This window comes from Novosphingobium sp. (genome assembly GCF_040079535.1).
In the GTDB taxonomy this organism is placed as follows: domain Bacteria; phylum Pseudomonadota; class Alphaproteobacteria; order Sphingomonadales; family Sphingomonadaceae; genus Novosphingobium.
Genome location: NZ_JBEBKB010000009.1, coordinates 17,812 through 32,723, shown reverse-complemented (window position 1 = coordinate 32,723; position 14,912 = coordinate 17,812). Strand labels below are relative to the sequence as shown.

Here is a 14,912-nt window from a genome sequence, read left to right as displayed (position 1 = left end):
ACGCCGCAGGCAATGCCATAGCGAAGCGATGGATGCCAGCGCCAAGACAGTCTCTGCTGCCCTGCTGGCATGGTATGATACCAGCCATCGCAGCCTGCCATGGCGCAGCCCGCCGGGCCAACCGCCGCCCGCCAACGATGACAACTGGCCTTACCGCGTCTGGTTGTCCGAAGTGATGCTGCAGCAAACCACGGTGGCTGCTGTGATCCCCTATTTCGAACGGTTCACCCAGCGTTGGCCAACCGTCCTGGCCCTGGCCGGGGCCGAAGATGCCGATGTCATGGCGGCGTGGGCCGGGCTTGGCTATTATGCCCGCGCCCGTAATCTGATTGCCTGCGCCCGCGCTGTGGCGGCGCGCGGCGGGCAGTTTCCCCAAACAGAGACGGATTTGCGCCTGCTGCCGGGGCTGGGGGCCTATACTGCTGCCGCAGTTGCGGCGATCGCGTTTGGTGAACGGGCCGCGGTGGTCGATGCCAATGTTGAACGGGTGGTGGCCCGGCTGCGCGCAATCGATACCCCGTTGCCGGCCAGCCGCGCGGCAATCTGGGCGGCTGTGGACCAGCTGACCCCGGCCGACCGACCCGGCGACTTTGCCCAGGCCATGATGGATCTGGGGGCGGGGATTTGCTCGGTACGCCAGCCGCGCTGTGCGCTCTGCCCGCTGCAAACGCATTGCCATGGCCGCGCTGCCGGGCCTGAACGCTTTCCGGTAAAGCCGCCCAAAGCGACCAAGCCGGTGCGGCGCGGGCAGACATTCTGGATTGTGCGGGATGGCGCAGTCTGGCTGGTCCGGCGCGAGGCCAAGGGGATGCTGGGGGGCATGCGCGCCTTGCCCAGCGATAGCTGGTCGGCCCGCGGTGATGGGCAAGGCGATCCGCCCCTGGCTGGCAATTGGCAAAGCGGCGGGGTGGTTCGCCACAGCTTCACGCATTTCGATCTCGAATTGCAATTGATGCTTTATTCGGGCGGCGATTGGGCTAGGCTAGAGCCGCACCAAGGCGAATGGTGGCCGATGGACCGGATTGAAGAAGCCGGACTTCCCACACTGTTTGCAAAAGCGGCGCGGCTTGCGGTCGTGACCGAAATACAGGGAGAAACCGGTTGAGCCAGAATGATTTTTCACGCCGCGAATTGCTACGATCCAGCGCCTGGCTGGGCGGTGCGGCGCTGCTGGCTGGCGCTCCGGCATTTCCGGCATTCGCGCGCAATGCGCCGGGCGCAGGCGCGGCCTGGCCCAAGGTTACAGCCATGATCAACCGCTATGTCAGCGAAGCCAAGGTTGCCGGAATGACCGCAGCCTTGGGGTGGGGCGATAGGGAACCCAGCTACATCAGCGCCGGGCTTGAAGGCTTTGATGACAAGGATCAGGCGGGACCGGAAAGCCTGTACCGCGCCTATTCGCAGACCAAGCCGTTGACCGGCATGGCCGCGATGATTCTGATCGCCGATGGCAAGCTGAAGCTTGATCAACCGATCGCGGATTTTGCGCCGGAATTTGCCAGGATGAACGTGGCGATTGATCCAGACAAAGGCCTGGATGCACGGCCCGCCGAAACCCTGATTACTGTACGGCATTTGCTGACCCACACTGCCGGAATGGGCTATGCCGGAATCGGCAAGAACAAGCCGATCGCCAAGGAGCTTGAGCGGCTGGGCCTGACCCCGGCGATCATCACCAATTTGCCGATTCCGGGACTGGGCGGGGGGCCTGCTACGCCGGATCCGGAAGAATTCCTGCGCCGTGCCGCCACGGTGCCACTATGCTATGAGCCAGGCCGGATCTGGCGCTATTCGATGAGCCTTGATGTGCTGGGGATCATCATCCAGCGCGCCGCCGGGGCCAAAAGCTTTGGCCAGTTTGTGCAGGACCGGTTGCTGGGCCCGCTGGGGATGGCGGACAGCTTTTTCCAGGTGCCGGCAACCGAGATCGATCATCTGACCACCAATTATGCCGTCAGCGCGAACGCCAAGCCATTTCCGATCGATCAGCCCAAGACCTCGATCTACCTGAAGCCAACACCGTTTGCGTTTGGCGGTTCGGGCCTTGTGACCAGTCCGGCCGATTTTGACCGGTTCCTATCGATGGTGGTCAATGCCGGGCGGCATCGCCGGGGCCGGGTGATGAGCGAAGCGGCTGTGCGGCTTGGCACCTCTAACCTGTTGCCCGCTGGTGCCGATCTTTCGGGAACCTGGATCGCTGGCGAACATTTCGGTGCGGGCGGTGTGGTTGGCGTTGGCAAACGGGCTGGGGTCTATGGCTGGTCGGGTGCGGCCGGGACAATCGGCTACTGCAATGTAAAAAGTCGTCTGCGAACAGGGCTATATGTCCAATACATGCCGACCGATCGCTATCCGATCTTCGACGAATTCAACGCAGCGGTTGATGCCGATACGGCCGCCAAGGGCAAGCGCCGGCGGTGAGCATCGGGGCAATCGCATTTGCCGGTTCTGGGCTGGACCGGGCCGATCATATTCGCGCGGATGCCGATGCGCTGGCCGGGTTGATGGACTGGCGGGCGCGGCTGCTGCGGCTTGATGGGCTGGATCCGCAATTCGATCCTGAAGGAAACCTGGCTTGGGGCACTTTGGCCGATGCCGCGCCATCAGCCGAGCTGGTGTTCCTTGGCCTGGCCCAGGGCAAAGCCTGTTTTGCCGAAGTCTCGCCAAGCTTGCTGGGCAGTGTGGCCCCTGCAAATCCGCGGCTATGGGCGGCGATGTCATCGCTTGGAAGCGCCGAACTGGCGACTTATGGCACCGCCCGCGCGCTGGTCGATTGGCATGCCCGACACCGCTATTGCGCGCGCTGCGGATGCCCTACGATACTTACCAAAGGCGGCTGGCAACGCAACTGCACCAACGATGTCTGCAAGGCTGAGCATTTCCCACGGGTTGATCCAGTTACTATCATGTTGGTTGAGCATGAAGGCCACCTGCTGCTGGGTCGCCAGCCGCGCTTTCCGGCGCGGCGCTTTTCGGCCCTGGCCGGATTTATCGAGCCGGGTGAAAGTATCGAGGAAGCGGTGGCCCGCGAAGTTATGGAAGAGGCTGGAGTGACTGTGCGCGATGTCACGTATGTTGGCAGTCAGCCCTGGCCGTTCCCGTCCAGCCTGATGATCGGTTGCCACTCGCACGCGCTTGACGGGAAGCTGACGATCGACATGACCGAGCTGGAAGAAGCTGATTGGTTCACCCGTGAAGATGTGGCCTATGCCATGGGCGGCAGTGAGGACGGCCGCTTCATCGCGCCTCCCCCGCAGGCTATCGCGCATCATCTCCTCAAATGGTGGCTGGCCCGATGACGGCACCGGAAAAGCTGACAATCGACATCTATTCCGATGTGATGTGCCCGTGGTGCATCATCGGATACAGCCAGCTGATGAAGGGGCTGGAGACGCTGAAGGGAGAGATCGAAGCCGAAGTGCGCTGGCTGCCGTTCGAACTAAACCCCGATATGCCAGCAGAGGGCGAAGGGCAGAGTGAGCACATCGCCCGCAAATATGGCCGAACACCTCAGCAGGCCGAGGCCAATCGCGGGCAACTTTTGGCGATCGGCGCACGCGCCGGATATTCGTTTGACTATGCCGGCCCCGGCGATCCGCCCAAAGCGATGATCTGGAACACATTCGCTGCGCACAAATTGCTCAAATGGGCGCTGATCGAGCATGGGGCGATGATGCAGAACCGACTCAAATTGGCGCTGTTTGATGCCCACTTCCAGCAGCGCCTTAATGTTTCCGAGCGGCAGGTTCTGGTCGATATTGCAGCCGGCCTTGGACTGGATCCTGATGCCTGCCACGCCGCTTTGGCCGATGAAGCGCTGGGGGTTATCATCCGGCAGGAAGAGGCAAGTGCCTGGGATATGAACATTTCCGGGGTTCCGGCGATGCTGGTCGATGGGAAATACCTGATCCCCGGCGCCCAGGAACCAGAGGTCTATACTAATGCGCTGCGGCGGGTCGTCGGGCGCAAGAATTGATGTCCAGAAGCTAAGGCGGTGATTGGGAAATGTGAATCACCTTCCCCCAATCCCGTGTTTCCTGAGCTTGTCGAAGGACTGCTTTTTCTTCAAGCAATTGCGCGCTGCTGCACGAAGAAAAGGACAGTGGTTGGCCTACGGCCAGCTTCGCTTCCTATAAGCTCAGCATAGGGCGGGTTTGGGTCAGAATAGAGGCAATCTGCTTTTGGGGTCAAGTCGGCAGCCTGATCGCGCTGAACAGGCCTTCGCCCAGCCACTGCGCAAACCACTGACCGAGCAGGGCAATGCCGTGTTCACCGGCTGCGGCAGCCACTGCGCCAAAACTATCGCCGCGCAGCATGGGATCCAGCGCGGCCCATTCAGCTGGGCCGATCTGCCGAAATTGCGGTGAGAAATCTTTGCGCCAGATCAGCAGTACGGCTTCATCTGCGTTCGGCATTGGCGGCAAATCATCTGCGGTGCCGCTCAATCCATGCCACAAACTGGCGATATCGTGGGTGATCGGGCGGCAGGCAAATCCCGCAGCCGGGACCAATCGCAAATCCTCCCAATCGCTTTCAGCCAGCCCGGCCTGCGCCAGGTCTGCTGCGGTCAAAGCGCCGATATCACGGGCCGCGAAAGCTTGCTGCATGTGCCATTCGAGCCAGGCCAGCTCCGCCACTTCGGGATCTTCCCCGAACAATTTGGCCAGCGCGGCCGGAAATTGCGCGCCATAGGCGTCCAGGGTCCAGCTGACCGGAGGTTGGGTCAGAATGTAGTGCGCGCTGGCTGCGCTGAACAGCTCGTCTCCCACCCAGTATTGGGTCCGTTCAAAGCTGGTAGCGAGTGCGTCAGCCAGCCGTGCGCGGTAGGCGTTGCGGTAAATCGCCATTCCGCGCGATGAACTGGCCGGGCCATCATCACCCTCGGCGATTTCTGTGATAAATCGGCGCTGGAGCTTTGCCAGCATCAGACCAGCTCGCGCGCGGCCAGGCGAGCCTGATCAAGCTCGGCCAGTAAATCGGGCAAAGGCGGAATGGCATCATCGCGCTCGATCATGGTGGCGCAGGGACCAAAGCGATCCAGTGCGCGTTGGTAAAGCGCCCAAACCTCAGGACAAACCGGGGCGTCGTGCGTGTCAATCAACATGCCTTCGGGCCCCTGGCTATGCCCTGCAAGGTGGATCTGGCGGACTCTGTCGGCGGGAATTGCCCGCAGGAATTCAAGTGGATCGAAGCCATGATTGACACTCGATACGAAGACATTGTTGATATCGAGCAGCAAATAGCAGCCGCTATCCTGCGCCAGTGCCGCCAGAAATTGCCATTCGCTCATCGTGCTTTCTGCGAATGTCACGTAGCTTGATGGATTTTCGACCAGCATCGGCCGTTCCAGCAGCGCCTGGGCGTGGAGCAGATTGGCGATGCAGGTTTCCAGCGCCTGGTTGGTATAGGGCAGCGGCAACAGATCATGCGAATTGTGGCCGGGTAGCCCGGTCCAGCACAGATGATCCGAAACCCACAGTGGATTTACCCGGTCTGCCAGGCACTTCAGTTCGTCCAGATATTCGCGGTTCAGGCCATGCGGCGAACCAATGCCCATCGATACCCCATGCATGATCACCGGGTAACGCTCGCGCATCGCATCCAGCGTGTGCAACGCCCGCCCGCCGCAAGCCATGAAATTTTCCGAAATGATCTCTACAAAATCAACCGGCTGCGCTTCGTCTAGGAACAGCGCATGGTGTTCCTTTCGCAACCCCAGACCAAAGCCGGTGAAGGATGAAATCGTCTCGCTCATCAAATGCTTTCGGATCAAATGTGGCCCGACCGGCGGAGGGGTAAGAACCGGCCGGGCCTGGGAGGAATTCCGATCAGCCGATGTCGCCGATGGTCCCGCCACGCTTGAGGCAATCAGCAGCAGTCATCGCCTTGAAACCATGGCCCTTGCATGCGTTCATGCCCTTGCATTCCTGCTCGGTCGTCTTGCAATCGGCGGTACCCTTGCAGCTGTTGACGCCGTAGCAATGCACGGTGTCATTCGCACCGATGGCAGTGCCGCTGCTGCCGGCCGGCGGGGTGGCGGCACTGGCGATGGCGGCAAGCGCCAAGCCGGCTGCTGCTGCGGCAAGGGTGGTTCCAGTTTTGATGGTGATCATTGTCTCTCTCCGAATGGCGATGGTGCCAAGGTGGCATCGGTTAGTTCGCCGCAAGGATAGCACCGGTTACAGCGCTGGGTCGGAATAATTTTCAGGGACGCGCTGTAACCTTGGACGTATTGCCCTCGAATTGACGGTTACCTGCCGCAGCGGCGGCGGGGTGACGAGATTCAAGGACCAGCCAATGAAGAATGCCAAGACCACCGCCGCGATCGCCGCTATTGCGATGGCTGCTATCGCCAGCGCAGCCGGCGCGGGCAATGCCCCGGCCAAGCCGATGGAAAAGTGCTATGGCGTTTCAAAGGCTGGCAAGAATGATTGCAAAGCCGGCCCTGGCACCAGCTGCGCCGGTTCTTCCACCCGCGACTATCAGGGCAATGCCTGGACACTGGTTCCCAAGGGCACTTGCCTGACGATCAAGACCCCCAAGGGGCACGGCACCCTGGTGCCCCAGGCATGAGCCTGCTGGCCGCGCCACTCAAGCACTATGACGCGGTCGTTCAGCGGCTTTCCGGCAATGTGCCGGAAAGCGCGCTGTTGCTGTTTGTGCGGCTGGTGCTGGGCGGAATCTTCTGGCGATCAGGCCAGACCAAGGTTGAAGAGGGCAGCTGGTTTCAGTTGACCGACAGCACGCATGAGCTGTTCCGCACCGAATATTCGGGCGTCCCACTTCCGCCTGAATTTGCTGCGGTGATGGCCAATGCGGCCGAGCATTTGCTGCCAGTGTTCCTACTGCTGGGCCTGTTTACCCGGGCTTCGGCGCTGGGCTTGCTTGGCATGACGCTAGTGATCCAGCTGTTTGTCTATCCTGAGGAATGGTGGGCCCAGCATTCGCTGTGGGCTGCGCTGGCACTGGTGCTGGTCTTGAAGGGTGGCGGGCTGCTAAGCCTTGATGCACTGCTTTCACGGAGGCGTGCTTGATCGCGGATGAAGCCACTTTGACCCGGCTTGCGGGCCTGGCCCAGCGCGGCGACCAGCAGGCCTATGCGGCCTTGCTGGGCGCTGCAAAGGCGTGGCTTCAACGCTATTTCCGGCGCCGCACCACGCCCTGTCAGCTGGATGATCTGGTCCAGGAAACCTTGCTTTCAGTGCATCGCAAGCTGGCCAGTTTTGAACCGTCGCGCCCGTTTACACCGTGGCTCGTAGCGATTGCGCGCTATCGCTATGTCGATCACCTGCGATTGATTTATCGCCGCGCCGAAGACGAGTTGAGCGCCGAGCAGGTCGATGATCATACCGACGAACCGCAAATCACCGCGCGGATCAGCCTGGAGCGCCTGTTTGAACTGTTGCCCGATGCGCAGCAGCGCGCGATTGAACTGGTCAAGATCGAAGGACTTTCGATTGCAGAGGCATCCCAAAGCACGGGTCAAAGCGAAAGCCTGGTCAAGGTCAATATCCATCGCGGGCTTAAGCGGCTTGCAGCACTAATTGAAAGAGGCTGAGAATATGGCCCGGAATTCTGAAGACTTTATCGCCGGCCTGGTTGCCGATCTCCGGCCGGTTCAGCCATTGCGCCAAAGCAGCGGGATGGGGCTGGCCGTCCTGGCGCTGGGGTGCGGTGTAGCTGGAACGTTGCTGGTGTTTGGGCCGCGTGCCGATCTGGCCGCTGGCCGCCCCGATGCTTTGGCGCTGCTGGGGTCGGGGCTGTTCCTTGTCCTGGCGCTGGCCTCTGCCTGGGCCGCGGTGGATATGGCCCGGCCCTATGTTGGCGGGCGCCGCGAAGGGTGGGGCTGGACCGCCCTGATGGCCGCCACGCTTCCGCTGGGCGCGCTGATCATTATCGCCGCGGCCTGGTGGCGCGGTTCACCCAGCGGACTTGCTTTGGATGGCGCCAACTGTCTGGAATTTGGGCTGATCTGGGGCTTGTTTACCGCTGCAGCTTTAACCCTGTGGCTGCGCCGCGGGGCACCATCGTTGCCCCGGCGTGCGGGTTTGCTGACCGGCGTGGCGGCAGGCTCTGCCGGGACTTTCGCCATTTCCCTGTTCTGTCCGCACAATGAATTGATTCACATCGGAATCTGGCATGGGCTGACGGTGGTGCTGGCGGGGCTTTTGGGCCGCTTGATCGTGCCGCGCCTGATTGCCTGGTGAAATTCAGACCAACCCCAGACGAGCCAGATCGGCGGCCAGTTTACCGGGCATTGCATCACCGGCAACTTCGCCCGGGGCCAGATCGAGCGGGGCATCATCATCATCCAGATATCGCCACCCCTGATGCGCCCGATGCGGCTTGGGCATCACGTCGATCAGTTTTGATGAAATGAGGATATGGGTGCGCCCGCCTTCGGCTTCCTCGAAACCCAGGATTTCGCTGCGGGCAACCAGCTGGCGTTTGAAAATCCAGAACAGCGAGCCGCCGATCAGTTCGGCATGGCGTTTTGGCAGATAGCGCGTGGTCAGCTTGCTCACATCACCCCGGCTGGCAAACCAGCCGTGGACTTCTTCAAGCGAGGTTGCCTTGAATGCAACCTTGGTCAGGTGCAGCGGCATCAGACCAGCTTGCTAAGCACGGCCAGGCCAAGGAAGGCGAAAAAGCCCATCGAATCGGTGATCATCGTCACAAAAACCGAACTTGCTACTGCTGGATCCTGGCCCAACCGATCAAGCGTAACCGGCACCACAACGCCGGCTAGCCCGGCGGTAATGATATTGATCACCACTGCTGTGCCGATCACCGCACCCAGCAGCGGATTGGCGAAGAAGAGAGCGGTTGCCACGCCGATCAGCGCCGCGACAGTAACTCCATTGAGCATCGCGACCCGCATTTCACGCAGCACGATCCGCCCGGTATTGGCCCGGGTCAGCTGGTTCGTGGCCAATGCGCGCACGGCGACGGCCATGGTTTGTGTGCCGGCATTGCCGCCGATCGAAGCAACCATCGGGGAAAGCGCGGCCAGGGCGACAAGTTTTTCAATCGCCCCGCCAAAGCTGGAAATGATCGTCGCCCCCAGCAGCGCGGTGATCAGGTTGGCGATCAGCCAGCGAACCCGGCTGATATAGCTTTCGCGGATCGGTTCGTTGATATCGCCATCACCCGCGCCCGAAAGCAGCAGCACATCCTCGCCAGCTTCTTCCTGAATGATGTGGACCACGTCATCGACCGTGATCTGGCCCACCAGCCGCCCATCCGGATCGACCACTGCGGCAGAGATCAGCGAGTATTTCTGGAACCGGAGCGCCACTTCTTCCTGATCCATGCTGACCGGAATCAGCGTTTGCTCGCGGGTCATCACATCGGTCAGCGCGATATTGCGCGGGGTCCGCAAAACCCAGCTGAGCGCGCACGAACCGATGGGATGGTGCCGCGCATCAACGATGAATACTTCCCAGAATTCGTTGGCCAGTTCGCGCCCGTCGCGCAGGAAATCGATCAGATCACCAACGGTCATATGCTCTGGCACCGCAACGAAATCGCGGCTCATCAGGCGCCCGGCGGTTTCCTCTGGATAGGACAGCGCAGATTCAATCGCAGCACGATCTTCTGGCTCCATCTCGGCCAGCACGGCTTGCTGATCGTCCTCATCGAGGTCTTCCAGCATCGCCACAGCATCGTCGGTATCAAGCTGTTCGGCGATATCGGCAATTTCGCCTGCGGGGAGCGATTCAACCAGCAGCTCGCGAACGTGATCGTTCAGTTCGGCGAACACTTCCGAACCCATCAGATCTGTAATCGCCTTGGCCAGCGCGGGGCGCTTTTCGGCCTCTACCAGTTCGAACAGATCGGCCACATCGGCCGGGTGAAGCGGCTCAACCAGTTCATAGACCCGCTCGTTATCGCCTGCTTCCAGCGCATCGCGAACCTTGCGAACATAGTCTTTCTTGAGGGTGTTCTCTTCGTCCAGGCTGTCTTCGACAGGCGCGGCAACGGCGGCAGCGCCGGCCGCAGTTGTTTGCGCTTCAAGGAGTTCCTCTGGACTCATGGTCTCAGGCTCTAGGACCGTTGTTTGCAAAAGCAACCCGGCTGGCCGCACAGGCGTGACATTGTCGGCAAGCACCCTATATCGGTGCGCAAATTCTCAGGAGAACACTGCAATGTCTGAATACCTTACCCTGTCGCTCAGCTCGGGCGGTGACGTGAAAATCAAGCTGCGCCCCGATCTGGCCCCCGGCCACGTTGAACGGATTACCGAGCTTGTGGGCGAAGGTTTTTATGACGGGGTCAAGTTTCACCGCGTGATCCCCGGTTTCATGGCGCAGGGCGGCTGCCCTGATGGTAGCGGAATGGGTGGTTCGTCCAAGCCTGATCTGCAAGCCGAATTCAACGCCGAACCGCACGTGCGCGGCGTGTGTTCAATGGCGCGCACCAATGCGCCGCACTCGGCCAACAGCCAGTTCTTCATCTGCTTTGATGATGCCAGTTTCCTCGATCGGCAATATACCGTGTGGGGCGTTGTTGAAGAAGGCATGGAACACGTTGATGCGCTGCCCAAGGGTGAGCCGCCGCGCGAACCGGGCGTGATCACCAAGGCGGTTGTCAGCTAAACCAGCAATCCGCCACTTGTAACTGCGCCGCTTCTCCCCAGATCAAATCAAAGATCAGGGGAGAGCGGCGTTGTTGATTCTGACTGCACTTTTTGGACTGCTGCTTGGCGCCTGCCTGATTTGGCCCGACCTGCAGCTCAGCCGCGCTGCCGCGCACCAGACCCTGGGCCTTGTTACAGCGATCCGCAGCAGGATCGGGCTGGGCCGCGCGCTTGTTGGTATCGGCTTTGCTCTATTGATCTATGCTGGCTTCTGGGCGCTGCAAGGCGATGCGCCGCTGTTTCTGGCCATGATCCTGCCCGAAATTGCGGGATGGGTTGCAATGTTTGAAATCACCACGCTGGTTGATGCAATCGCGGGGATCGGGGTTGCGGTGATTGGCGCGCGCGCGGCGGGCCTGTCAAACTACCTCAAAGGACGGATGCGCGCCCGCCGCAACCGCCCGACCCGGCGCGCAGAATGCGCAGCTGGTAACGATGATGAGCCCGGAGGATGGGCATTGGCCGCCTAAAGCCCGGCCTTCGATATCCAATCATGGAATATCCGCACAGCGCGCACTTCCAGCGCGTGTGGGCGGCAAATGAACCAGTAGGAATACGGGCTTTCCACCTCAACATCGAACAGCTTGGCAAGCCGCTTGTCATGGCTGCGATGAAAGTGATCATCGTGCATGATCGCGATGCCAAGGCCGTTGGCGGCGGCTTCGAGGATCAGCTGGCCCGAATCGTAATGATCCACTGCAGCCGGCTCCAGTCCGGGCAGGCCGATGGCCTTCTTCCATGCGATAAAACTGTCGGGCAGCTCGGTGTGGATCAGGAAAGTCTGCTTGGAAAGTTCGGCTTCATCGGGATGGCTGCCGATCTCTTCCACCAGCGCGGCCGAGGTGAAGGCATAGACCCGGTTGTGATCAAGCCGCACCGCATGGAACATCGGTTCTGGCTGTTTCGAAAGGATGATCGCCGCATCCAGCGTATCGCCTACCCGGTGATCAAGATGCGGACTGGTATCGAAATCTATGTGCAGGCGCGGATGGGCCTTGCGCAATTCAGGTAGCCGCGGAAACAGCCGCTGGCTGCCGAACAACGGCAGCAAACCCAGATGCAGCCGCAGCACCTTGCTGTCTTCAACCTGGCCTTCAACCGCGGCCGCCAGTTCATCGAACCGGGGACTGACGGCATCATAGAATGCCTGGCCATCATCGGTCAGCCGCATCGCCTGATGCTGGCGGGTGAACAGGCGCTTGCCGATAAAGTCCTCAAGCGCGGCAACCCGGCGCGAAAGCGCGGATGGCGAAAGCCCCAATTCGTCCGCTGCTGCCCGCGCGCTGCCAAGCCGGACAATCCGCACAAACGCCTCTATCGCACGCAAAGGGGGAAGGCGTCTGATTGCCAAGGGGGTTACTCTTCGGTTTCTTCCTGGGGAGCAGGCGGGTGCAGGCGCAGACGGGTAACGCGTTTTTCATCGCCTGCAACAACTTCCAGCGTCCAGCCGCTGTCATGCTGCAGCATCGCCCCGATAGCGGGGACTTGCCCGGCCAGCATGAAGGCCAGTCCGCCCAGGGTATCAACGTCTTCCGCAACCTCAGCCAGGCGCGGATCAATCGCTTCGCCAACATCGTCCAGTTCGGCCCGGGCATCGGCCAGCCAGATCCCGCCTTCCAGCGGCAACAAAAGCTGTTCGGGTTCATCGTCGTGCTCGTCTTCGATCTCTCCGGTGATTTCCTCAACCAGATCCTCGAAGGTGATTATCCCATCGGTGCCAGAATATTCATCAACCACAATCGCCAGATGGACGCGGGATGCACGCATATCGTTCAGCACGTCGAGTGCATTTCGGGCCTGCGGCACAAACAGCGGTTGGCGCATCAGCGCTGTCCAATCCTTGGGCGGTTTGCCGATTGCCAGATGATTGAACACATCCTTGATCAGGATCATGCCCTTGATTTCGTCCAGCGTTTCGCCGTGGACCGGCAGGCGCGAATGGCCATGCTCGGCAAAGGCGGCCACCACTTCGTCCCAGCTAGCGGTGATCGGCACGGCGATAATTTCGCCGCGGGGGATTGCCACATCATCGGCATCATGTTCGCTGAAGTGCAGCAAATTGCGCAGCATCTGGCGTTCCAGCGGGGAAAGATCGCCGTCGGCATCCTCGCCGCCGTCTTCCTCGTGCTCGTCAATTGCTTCTTCAAGCTGGGCGCGCAGCGATTGGTCTGGCTCGGCCATGTTTTTCAGACGGCGGACCATGCTGGCCAGCCAGCTTCTACTGTCCCCGTCTCCGGAAGATAATTCGGCCATTGCGCCGCTAAAGTCCCTGTGCTTCGTCGTGGTCGCCATATGGGTCGGCAATGCCCATCTGTGCAAGCGCCTTTATTTCGAGGAGCTCCATCGTGCGGGCATCTTCGGCAGAGGTTTCGTGATCATAGCCGGCCAGATGGAGCAGGCCGTGAATAAGCAGGTGCGCGGTGTGATGCTCAAGGCTTATGCCCTTGTCCGCCGCTTCGCGCGTGCAAGTCTCGAGCGCCAGCGCCAGATCACCGAGCAGTTCGGGTGGGCCTTCTGCGGGCAGGGCCAGCAGCTCGTCTCGTTCCAGCATCGGGAACGACAGCACATTGGTCGGCTTGTCCATGCCGCGCCATTCGCGGTTGAGCGCGTGAACTTCGGCATCATCGGCGAGCAGGATTGAGGCGGACAGGCGGGGATGCGCGAGTTCGGGCGTCACCTTTTGTGCCGCCTTGAGCACGCGCGCGGCCAAGTCCGTCCATCCAGATGGGGTGGGCCAAGTGCAATCTATATCAAGCGTGAGCATACCCGGGCGCTCTAGCAAATCATGGCAGAATTGCAGACCGATTTCTAGATGTGACTAAGCTTTCTTCGGCCTTTTCGGCTTGGGCAAAGGGACTTCAGCGATGGTGATGCGGAGCAATCCGCATAGCCAATCGGCATCGTCCCAGCGTTCGGCATCTATCCGCAAGCTGGGTTTTGCGCCCGGATATGGCGGGGCTTCGTCCGTTTCTCCGATAAAGGCGCGGCCGCCTGCAGTTGGTTTCACGAAGAGCTGGTCATCGCAAACCAGTGCCACGGTCTTGCCATCAAACTGGAGTGCGTATTCGCCAAACATCTTGCGCGCGGATAGGCCAGCTACCGCCGCTAACTGTTCAAGCAATACGTCAACAGTGCGCTGTTCGGTCGTCATGCGGCGTCCTGCCCCTCATAAGCCTCAACGATCCGCCCCACGATCGGGTGGCGCACCACATCGCTCACGCTGAAGCGGGTGATTGCAATCCCTTCTACCCCGTCCAGCCTGCCCACCGCGTCGTTCAGTCCGCTCATTGCCGGGCCGCCGGGGATATCGACTTGCTTGGGATCGCCGCAGACCACCATCCGGCTGTTCTGGCCGAACCGGGTGAGGAACATCTTCATCTGCTCGCGCGAGGTGTTTTGTGCTTCATCGAGGATGATGAAGCTGTCTGCCAGGGTGCGGCCGCGCATGAACGCGATCGGCGCAATCTCTATCTCGCCGCTGGCAAGGCGCCGCTCAACCTGCTCGGGCGGCATGCAATCATACAGCGCATCGTAAAGCGGGCGCAGATAGGGATCGACCTTTTCCTTCATGTCGCCGGGCAGGAACCCCAGTCGTTCACCTGCTTCTACCGCCGGGCGTGAAAGGATCAGGCGCTGGACCGATCCGGTGATCAACTGGCTGACCGCCTGGGCCACAGCGACATAGGTCTTGCCGGTGCCGGCCGGGCCCAACGCGAAAATCACATCCTTTGAGGCGAGCGCGCGCATGTATTCGATCTGCATCGCGCTGCGCGGGACAATAGTCTTCTTGCGGGTGCGGATCATGATCGGCGGTGCGCCATCATCGCCGCTGACGATCCCTTCAAGCGTCGGTTCGGCTGACATCATGATGATCGATTCAACCGCGCCGGGATCAAGCTCCTCACCCTTCAGCAGCCGCTGGTGCATTGCTTTCAGCACATCACGCGCACGGCCCACCCCATCATCACTGCCTTCAATCTGAACCCGGTTGCCGCGTGCTGAAATAAACACGCCCAGCCGGTTCTCGATCAGGACAAGGTTGGCATCGAATTGTCCGAACAACGCGCCGAGGATCGTTGGCTCGTCGAATTCGATTTCGGTCCGGGCCCGGCTTGGCGCCGGACGGGTGGGGGCCTCGTGATAGGCGCGGGCTGGTTTGCGAGCCATGGGGGCTTTGGATGCGCTCCTTTCATGAGGCCGGTGCGGCCTCGATTCGCAAGATTAGGCATCGCGCGCGAGGGCGCAAGCCGATTGGTGAAGCCACCTTGAGAAA

20 protein-coding genes are annotated in these 14,912 nt (G+C 60.9%); 10 read left to right on the top strand and 10 right to left on the bottom strand.

What is annotated here, in order from left to right:
* Positions 1-28: 28 nt before the first annotated feature.
* From ABL914_RS04820 to ABL914_RS04805, 4 genes are read left to right on the top strand one after another with little or no spacing between them, the layout of a single operon-like run.
* Positions 29-1,105, top strand: a complete 1,077-nt coding sequence (locus tag ABL914_RS04820) for an A/G-specific adenine glycosylase (RefSeq protein ID WP_391562028.1) — start codon at positions 29-31, stop codon at positions 1,103-1,105.
* Entirely contained in the window at positions 1,102-2,421 is a 1,320-nt protein-coding gene (locus tag ABL914_RS04815; RefSeq protein ID WP_391562027.1) for a serine hydrolase domain-containing protein, read from the top strand. Before ABL914_RS04820 ends, ABL914_RS04815 begins: the two co-directional genes overlap by 4 nt.
* Positions 2,418-3,299 (top strand): NAD(+) diphosphatase, encoded by an 882-nt coding sequence (gene nudC / locus ABL914_RS04810; protein WP_391562026.1) that lies wholly within the window; start codon positions 2,418-2,420, stop codon positions 3,297-3,299. Before ABL914_RS04815 ends, nudC begins: the two co-directional genes overlap by 4 nt.
* A complete protein-coding gene (locus tag ABL914_RS04805) occupies positions 3,296-3,976 on the top strand; it encodes a DsbA family oxidoreductase (RefSeq protein ID WP_391562025.1) in 681 nt (226 codons plus the stop codon). Before nudC ends, ABL914_RS04805 begins: the two co-directional genes overlap by 4 nt.
* A 211-nt stretch (positions 3,977-4,187) precedes the next feature.
* On the opposite strand, the gene ABL914_RS04800 is transcribed toward ABL914_RS04805, so the two are convergent.
* From ABL914_RS04800 to ABL914_RS04790, 3 genes are all read right to left on the bottom strand, one after another.
* On the bottom strand, positions 4,188-4,925 hold the full coding sequence (locus tag ABL914_RS04800; RefSeq protein WP_391562024.1) for a putative DNA-binding domain-containing protein: 738 nt from the start codon (positions 4,923-4,925) through the stop codon (positions 4,188-4,190).
* Positions 4,925-5,755, bottom strand: coding sequence for a DUF692 domain-containing protein (locus ABL914_RS04795; RefSeq protein ID WP_391562023.1), 831 nt, complete (start codon positions 5,753-5,755; stop codon positions 4,925-4,927). The genes ABL914_RS04800 and ABL914_RS04795 overlap by 1 nt, the downstream gene beginning before the upstream one ends.
* 73 nt (positions 5,756-5,828) lie before the next feature.
* The gene (locus tag ABL914_RS04790; protein WP_391562022.1) at positions 5,829-6,113 is read right to left on the bottom strand and encodes a hypothetical protein; all 285 of its coding nucleotides are present in this window, start codon (positions 6,111-6,113) and stop codon (positions 5,829-5,831) included.
* 184 nt (positions 6,114-6,297) lie between these two features.
* On the opposite strand from ABL914_RS04790, the gene ABL914_RS04785 reads away from it, so the two are divergent.
* From ABL914_RS04785 to ABL914_RS04770, 4 genes are read left to right on the top strand one after another with little or no spacing between them, the layout of a single operon-like run.
* Positions 6,298-6,573: a DUF2282 domain-containing protein gene (locus tag ABL914_RS04785; RefSeq protein WP_391562021.1), complete on the top strand. Its 276-nt coding sequence runs from the start codon at positions 6,298-6,300 to the stop codon at positions 6,571-6,573.
* Positions 6,570-7,034, top strand: coding sequence for a DoxX family protein (locus ABL914_RS04780; RefSeq protein ID WP_391562020.1), 465 nt, complete (start codon positions 6,570-6,572; stop codon positions 7,032-7,034). The genes ABL914_RS04785 and ABL914_RS04780 overlap by 4 nt, the downstream gene beginning before the upstream one ends.
* Positions 7,031-7,558, top strand: coding sequence for a sigma-70 family RNA polymerase sigma factor (locus ABL914_RS04775; RefSeq protein WP_391562019.1), 528 nt, complete (start codon positions 7,031-7,033; stop codon positions 7,556-7,558). Before ABL914_RS04780 ends, ABL914_RS04775 begins: the two co-directional genes overlap by 4 nt.
* 4 nt (positions 7,559-7,562) lie before the next feature.
* Positions 7,563-8,207, top strand: a complete 645-nt coding sequence (locus tag ABL914_RS04770; RefSeq protein ID WP_391562018.1) for an NrsF family protein — start codon at positions 7,563-7,565, stop codon at positions 8,205-8,207.
* Between the two features lie 3 nt (positions 8,208-8,210).
* Here the strand turns inward: ABL914_RS04770 and ABL914_RS04765 are convergent, their stop codons facing one another.
* Together ABL914_RS04765 and mgtE are read right to left on the bottom strand one after the other, a co-directional pair.
* The gene (locus ABL914_RS04765) at positions 8,211-8,606 is read right to left on the bottom strand and encodes a DUF1489 family protein (RefSeq protein ID WP_391562017.1); all 396 of its coding nucleotides are present in this window, start codon (positions 8,604-8,606) and stop codon (positions 8,211-8,213) included.
* On the bottom strand, positions 8,606-10,036 hold the full coding sequence (gene mgtE, locus ABL914_RS04760; RefSeq protein WP_391562016.1) for a magnesium transporter: 1,431 nt from the start codon (positions 10,034-10,036) through the stop codon (positions 8,606-8,608). The genes ABL914_RS04765 and mgtE overlap by 1 nt, the downstream gene beginning before the upstream one ends.
* 112 nt (positions 10,037-10,148) lie before the next feature.
* Here mgtE and ABL914_RS04755 point away from each other — a divergent pair, with 112 nt between their 5' ends.
* Together ABL914_RS04755 and ABL914_RS04750 are read left to right on the top strand one after the other, a co-directional pair.
* Positions 10,149-10,598, top strand: a complete 450-nt coding sequence (locus tag ABL914_RS04755; RefSeq protein WP_391562015.1) for a peptidylprolyl isomerase — start codon at positions 10,149-10,151, stop codon at positions 10,596-10,598.
* A gap of 70 nt (positions 10,599-10,668) precedes the next feature.
* Positions 10,669-11,109 carry a hypothetical protein gene (locus ABL914_RS04750; protein WP_391562014.1) on the top strand — a complete coding sequence of 147 codons (441 nt, stop codon included), beginning with the start codon at positions 10,669-10,671 and terminating at the stop codon, positions 11,107-11,109.
* Here ABL914_RS04750 and ABL914_RS04745 read toward each other — a convergent pair.
* The 5 genes from ABL914_RS04745 to ABL914_RS04725 are packed head-to-tail and all read right to left on the bottom strand — an operon-like array spanning position 11,106 to position 14,806.
* Complete coding sequence (locus ABL914_RS04745) at positions 11,106-11,990, bottom strand: LysR substrate-binding domain-containing protein (RefSeq protein ID WP_391562013.1); 885 nt, start codon at positions 11,988-11,990, stop codon at positions 11,106-11,108. The two genes, ABL914_RS04750 and ABL914_RS04745, sit on opposite strands and share 4 nt — an antisense overlap.
* A 5-nt stretch (positions 11,991-11,995) precedes the next feature.
* Positions 11,996-12,892, bottom strand: coding sequence for a hemolysin family protein (locus ABL914_RS04740; protein ID WP_391562012.1), 897 nt, complete (start codon positions 12,890-12,892; stop codon positions 11,996-11,998).
* 7 nt (positions 12,893-12,899) lie between these two features.
* On the bottom strand, positions 12,900-13,403 hold the full coding sequence (gene ybeY, locus ABL914_RS04735) for an rRNA maturation RNase YbeY (protein WP_391562011.1): 504 nt from the start codon (positions 13,401-13,403) through the stop codon (positions 12,900-12,902).
* Between the two features lie 54 nt (positions 13,404-13,457).
* Positions 13,458-13,790 carry a TfoX/Sxy family protein gene (locus ABL914_RS04730; RefSeq protein WP_391562010.1) on the bottom strand — a complete coding sequence of 111 codons (333 nt, stop codon included), beginning with the start codon at positions 13,788-13,790 and terminating at the stop codon, positions 13,458-13,460.
* On the bottom strand, positions 13,787-14,806 hold the full coding sequence (locus ABL914_RS04725) for a PhoH family protein (RefSeq protein WP_391562009.1): 1,020 nt from the start codon (positions 14,804-14,806) through the stop codon (positions 13,787-13,789). The genes ABL914_RS04730 and ABL914_RS04725 overlap by 4 nt, the downstream gene beginning before the upstream one ends.
* Positions 14,807-14,912 lie beyond the last annotated feature (106 nt).

What these genes read in the sequence shown, in the direction of transcription:
- ABL914_RS04820 (WP_391562028.1), top strand. Translation starts at nt 29, where the DNA reads ATGGATGCCAGCGCCAAGACAGTCTCTGCTGCCCTGCTGGCATGGTAT.
- ABL914_RS04805 (WP_391562025.1), top strand. Translation starts at nt 3,296, where the DNA reads ATGACGGCACCGGAAAAGCTGACAATCGACATCTATTCCGATGTGATG.
- ABL914_RS04800 (WP_391562024.1), bottom strand. Translation starts at nt 4,925, where the DNA reads ATGCTGGCAAAGCTCCAGCGCCGATTTATCACAGAAATCGCCGAGGGT.
- ABL914_RS04795 (WP_391562023.1), bottom strand. Translation starts at nt 5,755, where the DNA reads ATGAGCGAGACGATTTCATCCTTCACCGGCTTTGGTCTGGGGTTGCGA.
- ABL914_RS04790 (WP_391562022.1), bottom strand. Translation starts at nt 6,113, where the DNA reads ATGATCACCATCAAAACTGGAACCACCCTTGCCGCAGCAGCAGCCGGC.
- ABL914_RS04785 (WP_391562021.1), top strand. Translation starts at nt 6,298, where the DNA reads ATGAAGAATGCCAAGACCACCGCCGCGATCGCCGCTATTGCGATGGCT.
- ABL914_RS04780 (WP_391562020.1), top strand. Translation starts at nt 6,570, where the DNA reads ATGAGCCTGCTGGCCGCGCCACTCAAGCACTATGACGCGGTCGTTCAG.
- ABL914_RS04770 (WP_391562018.1), top strand. Translation starts at nt 7,563, where the DNA reads ATGGCCCGGAATTCTGAAGACTTTATCGCCGGCCTGGTTGCCGATCTC.
- ABL914_RS04765 (WP_391562017.1), bottom strand. Translation starts at nt 8,606, where the DNA reads ATGCCGCTGCACCTGACCAAGGTTGCATTCAAGGCAACCTCGCTTGAA.
- mgtE (WP_391562016.1), bottom strand. Translation starts at nt 10,036, where the DNA reads ATGAGTCCAGAGGAACTCCTTGAAGCGCAAACAACTGCGGCCGGCGCT.
- ABL914_RS04755 (WP_391562015.1), top strand. Translation starts at nt 10,149, where the DNA reads ATGTCTGAATACCTTACCCTGTCGCTCAGCTCGGGCGGTGACGTGAAA.
- ABL914_RS04740 (WP_391562012.1), bottom strand. Translation starts at nt 12,892, where the DNA reads ATGGCCGAATTATCTTCCGGAGACGGGGACAGTAGAAGCTGGCTGGCC.
- ybeY (WP_391562011.1), bottom strand. Translation starts at nt 13,403, where the DNA reads ATGCTCACGCTTGATATAGATTGCACTTGGCCCACCCCATCTGGATGG.
- ABL914_RS04730 (WP_391562010.1), bottom strand. Translation starts at nt 13,790, where the DNA reads ATGACGACCGAACAGCGCACTGTTGACGTATTGCTTGAACAGTTAGCG.
- ABL914_RS04725 (WP_391562009.1), bottom strand. Translation starts at nt 14,806, where the DNA reads ATGGCTCGCAAACCAGCCCGCGCCTATCACGAGGCCCCCACCCGTCCG.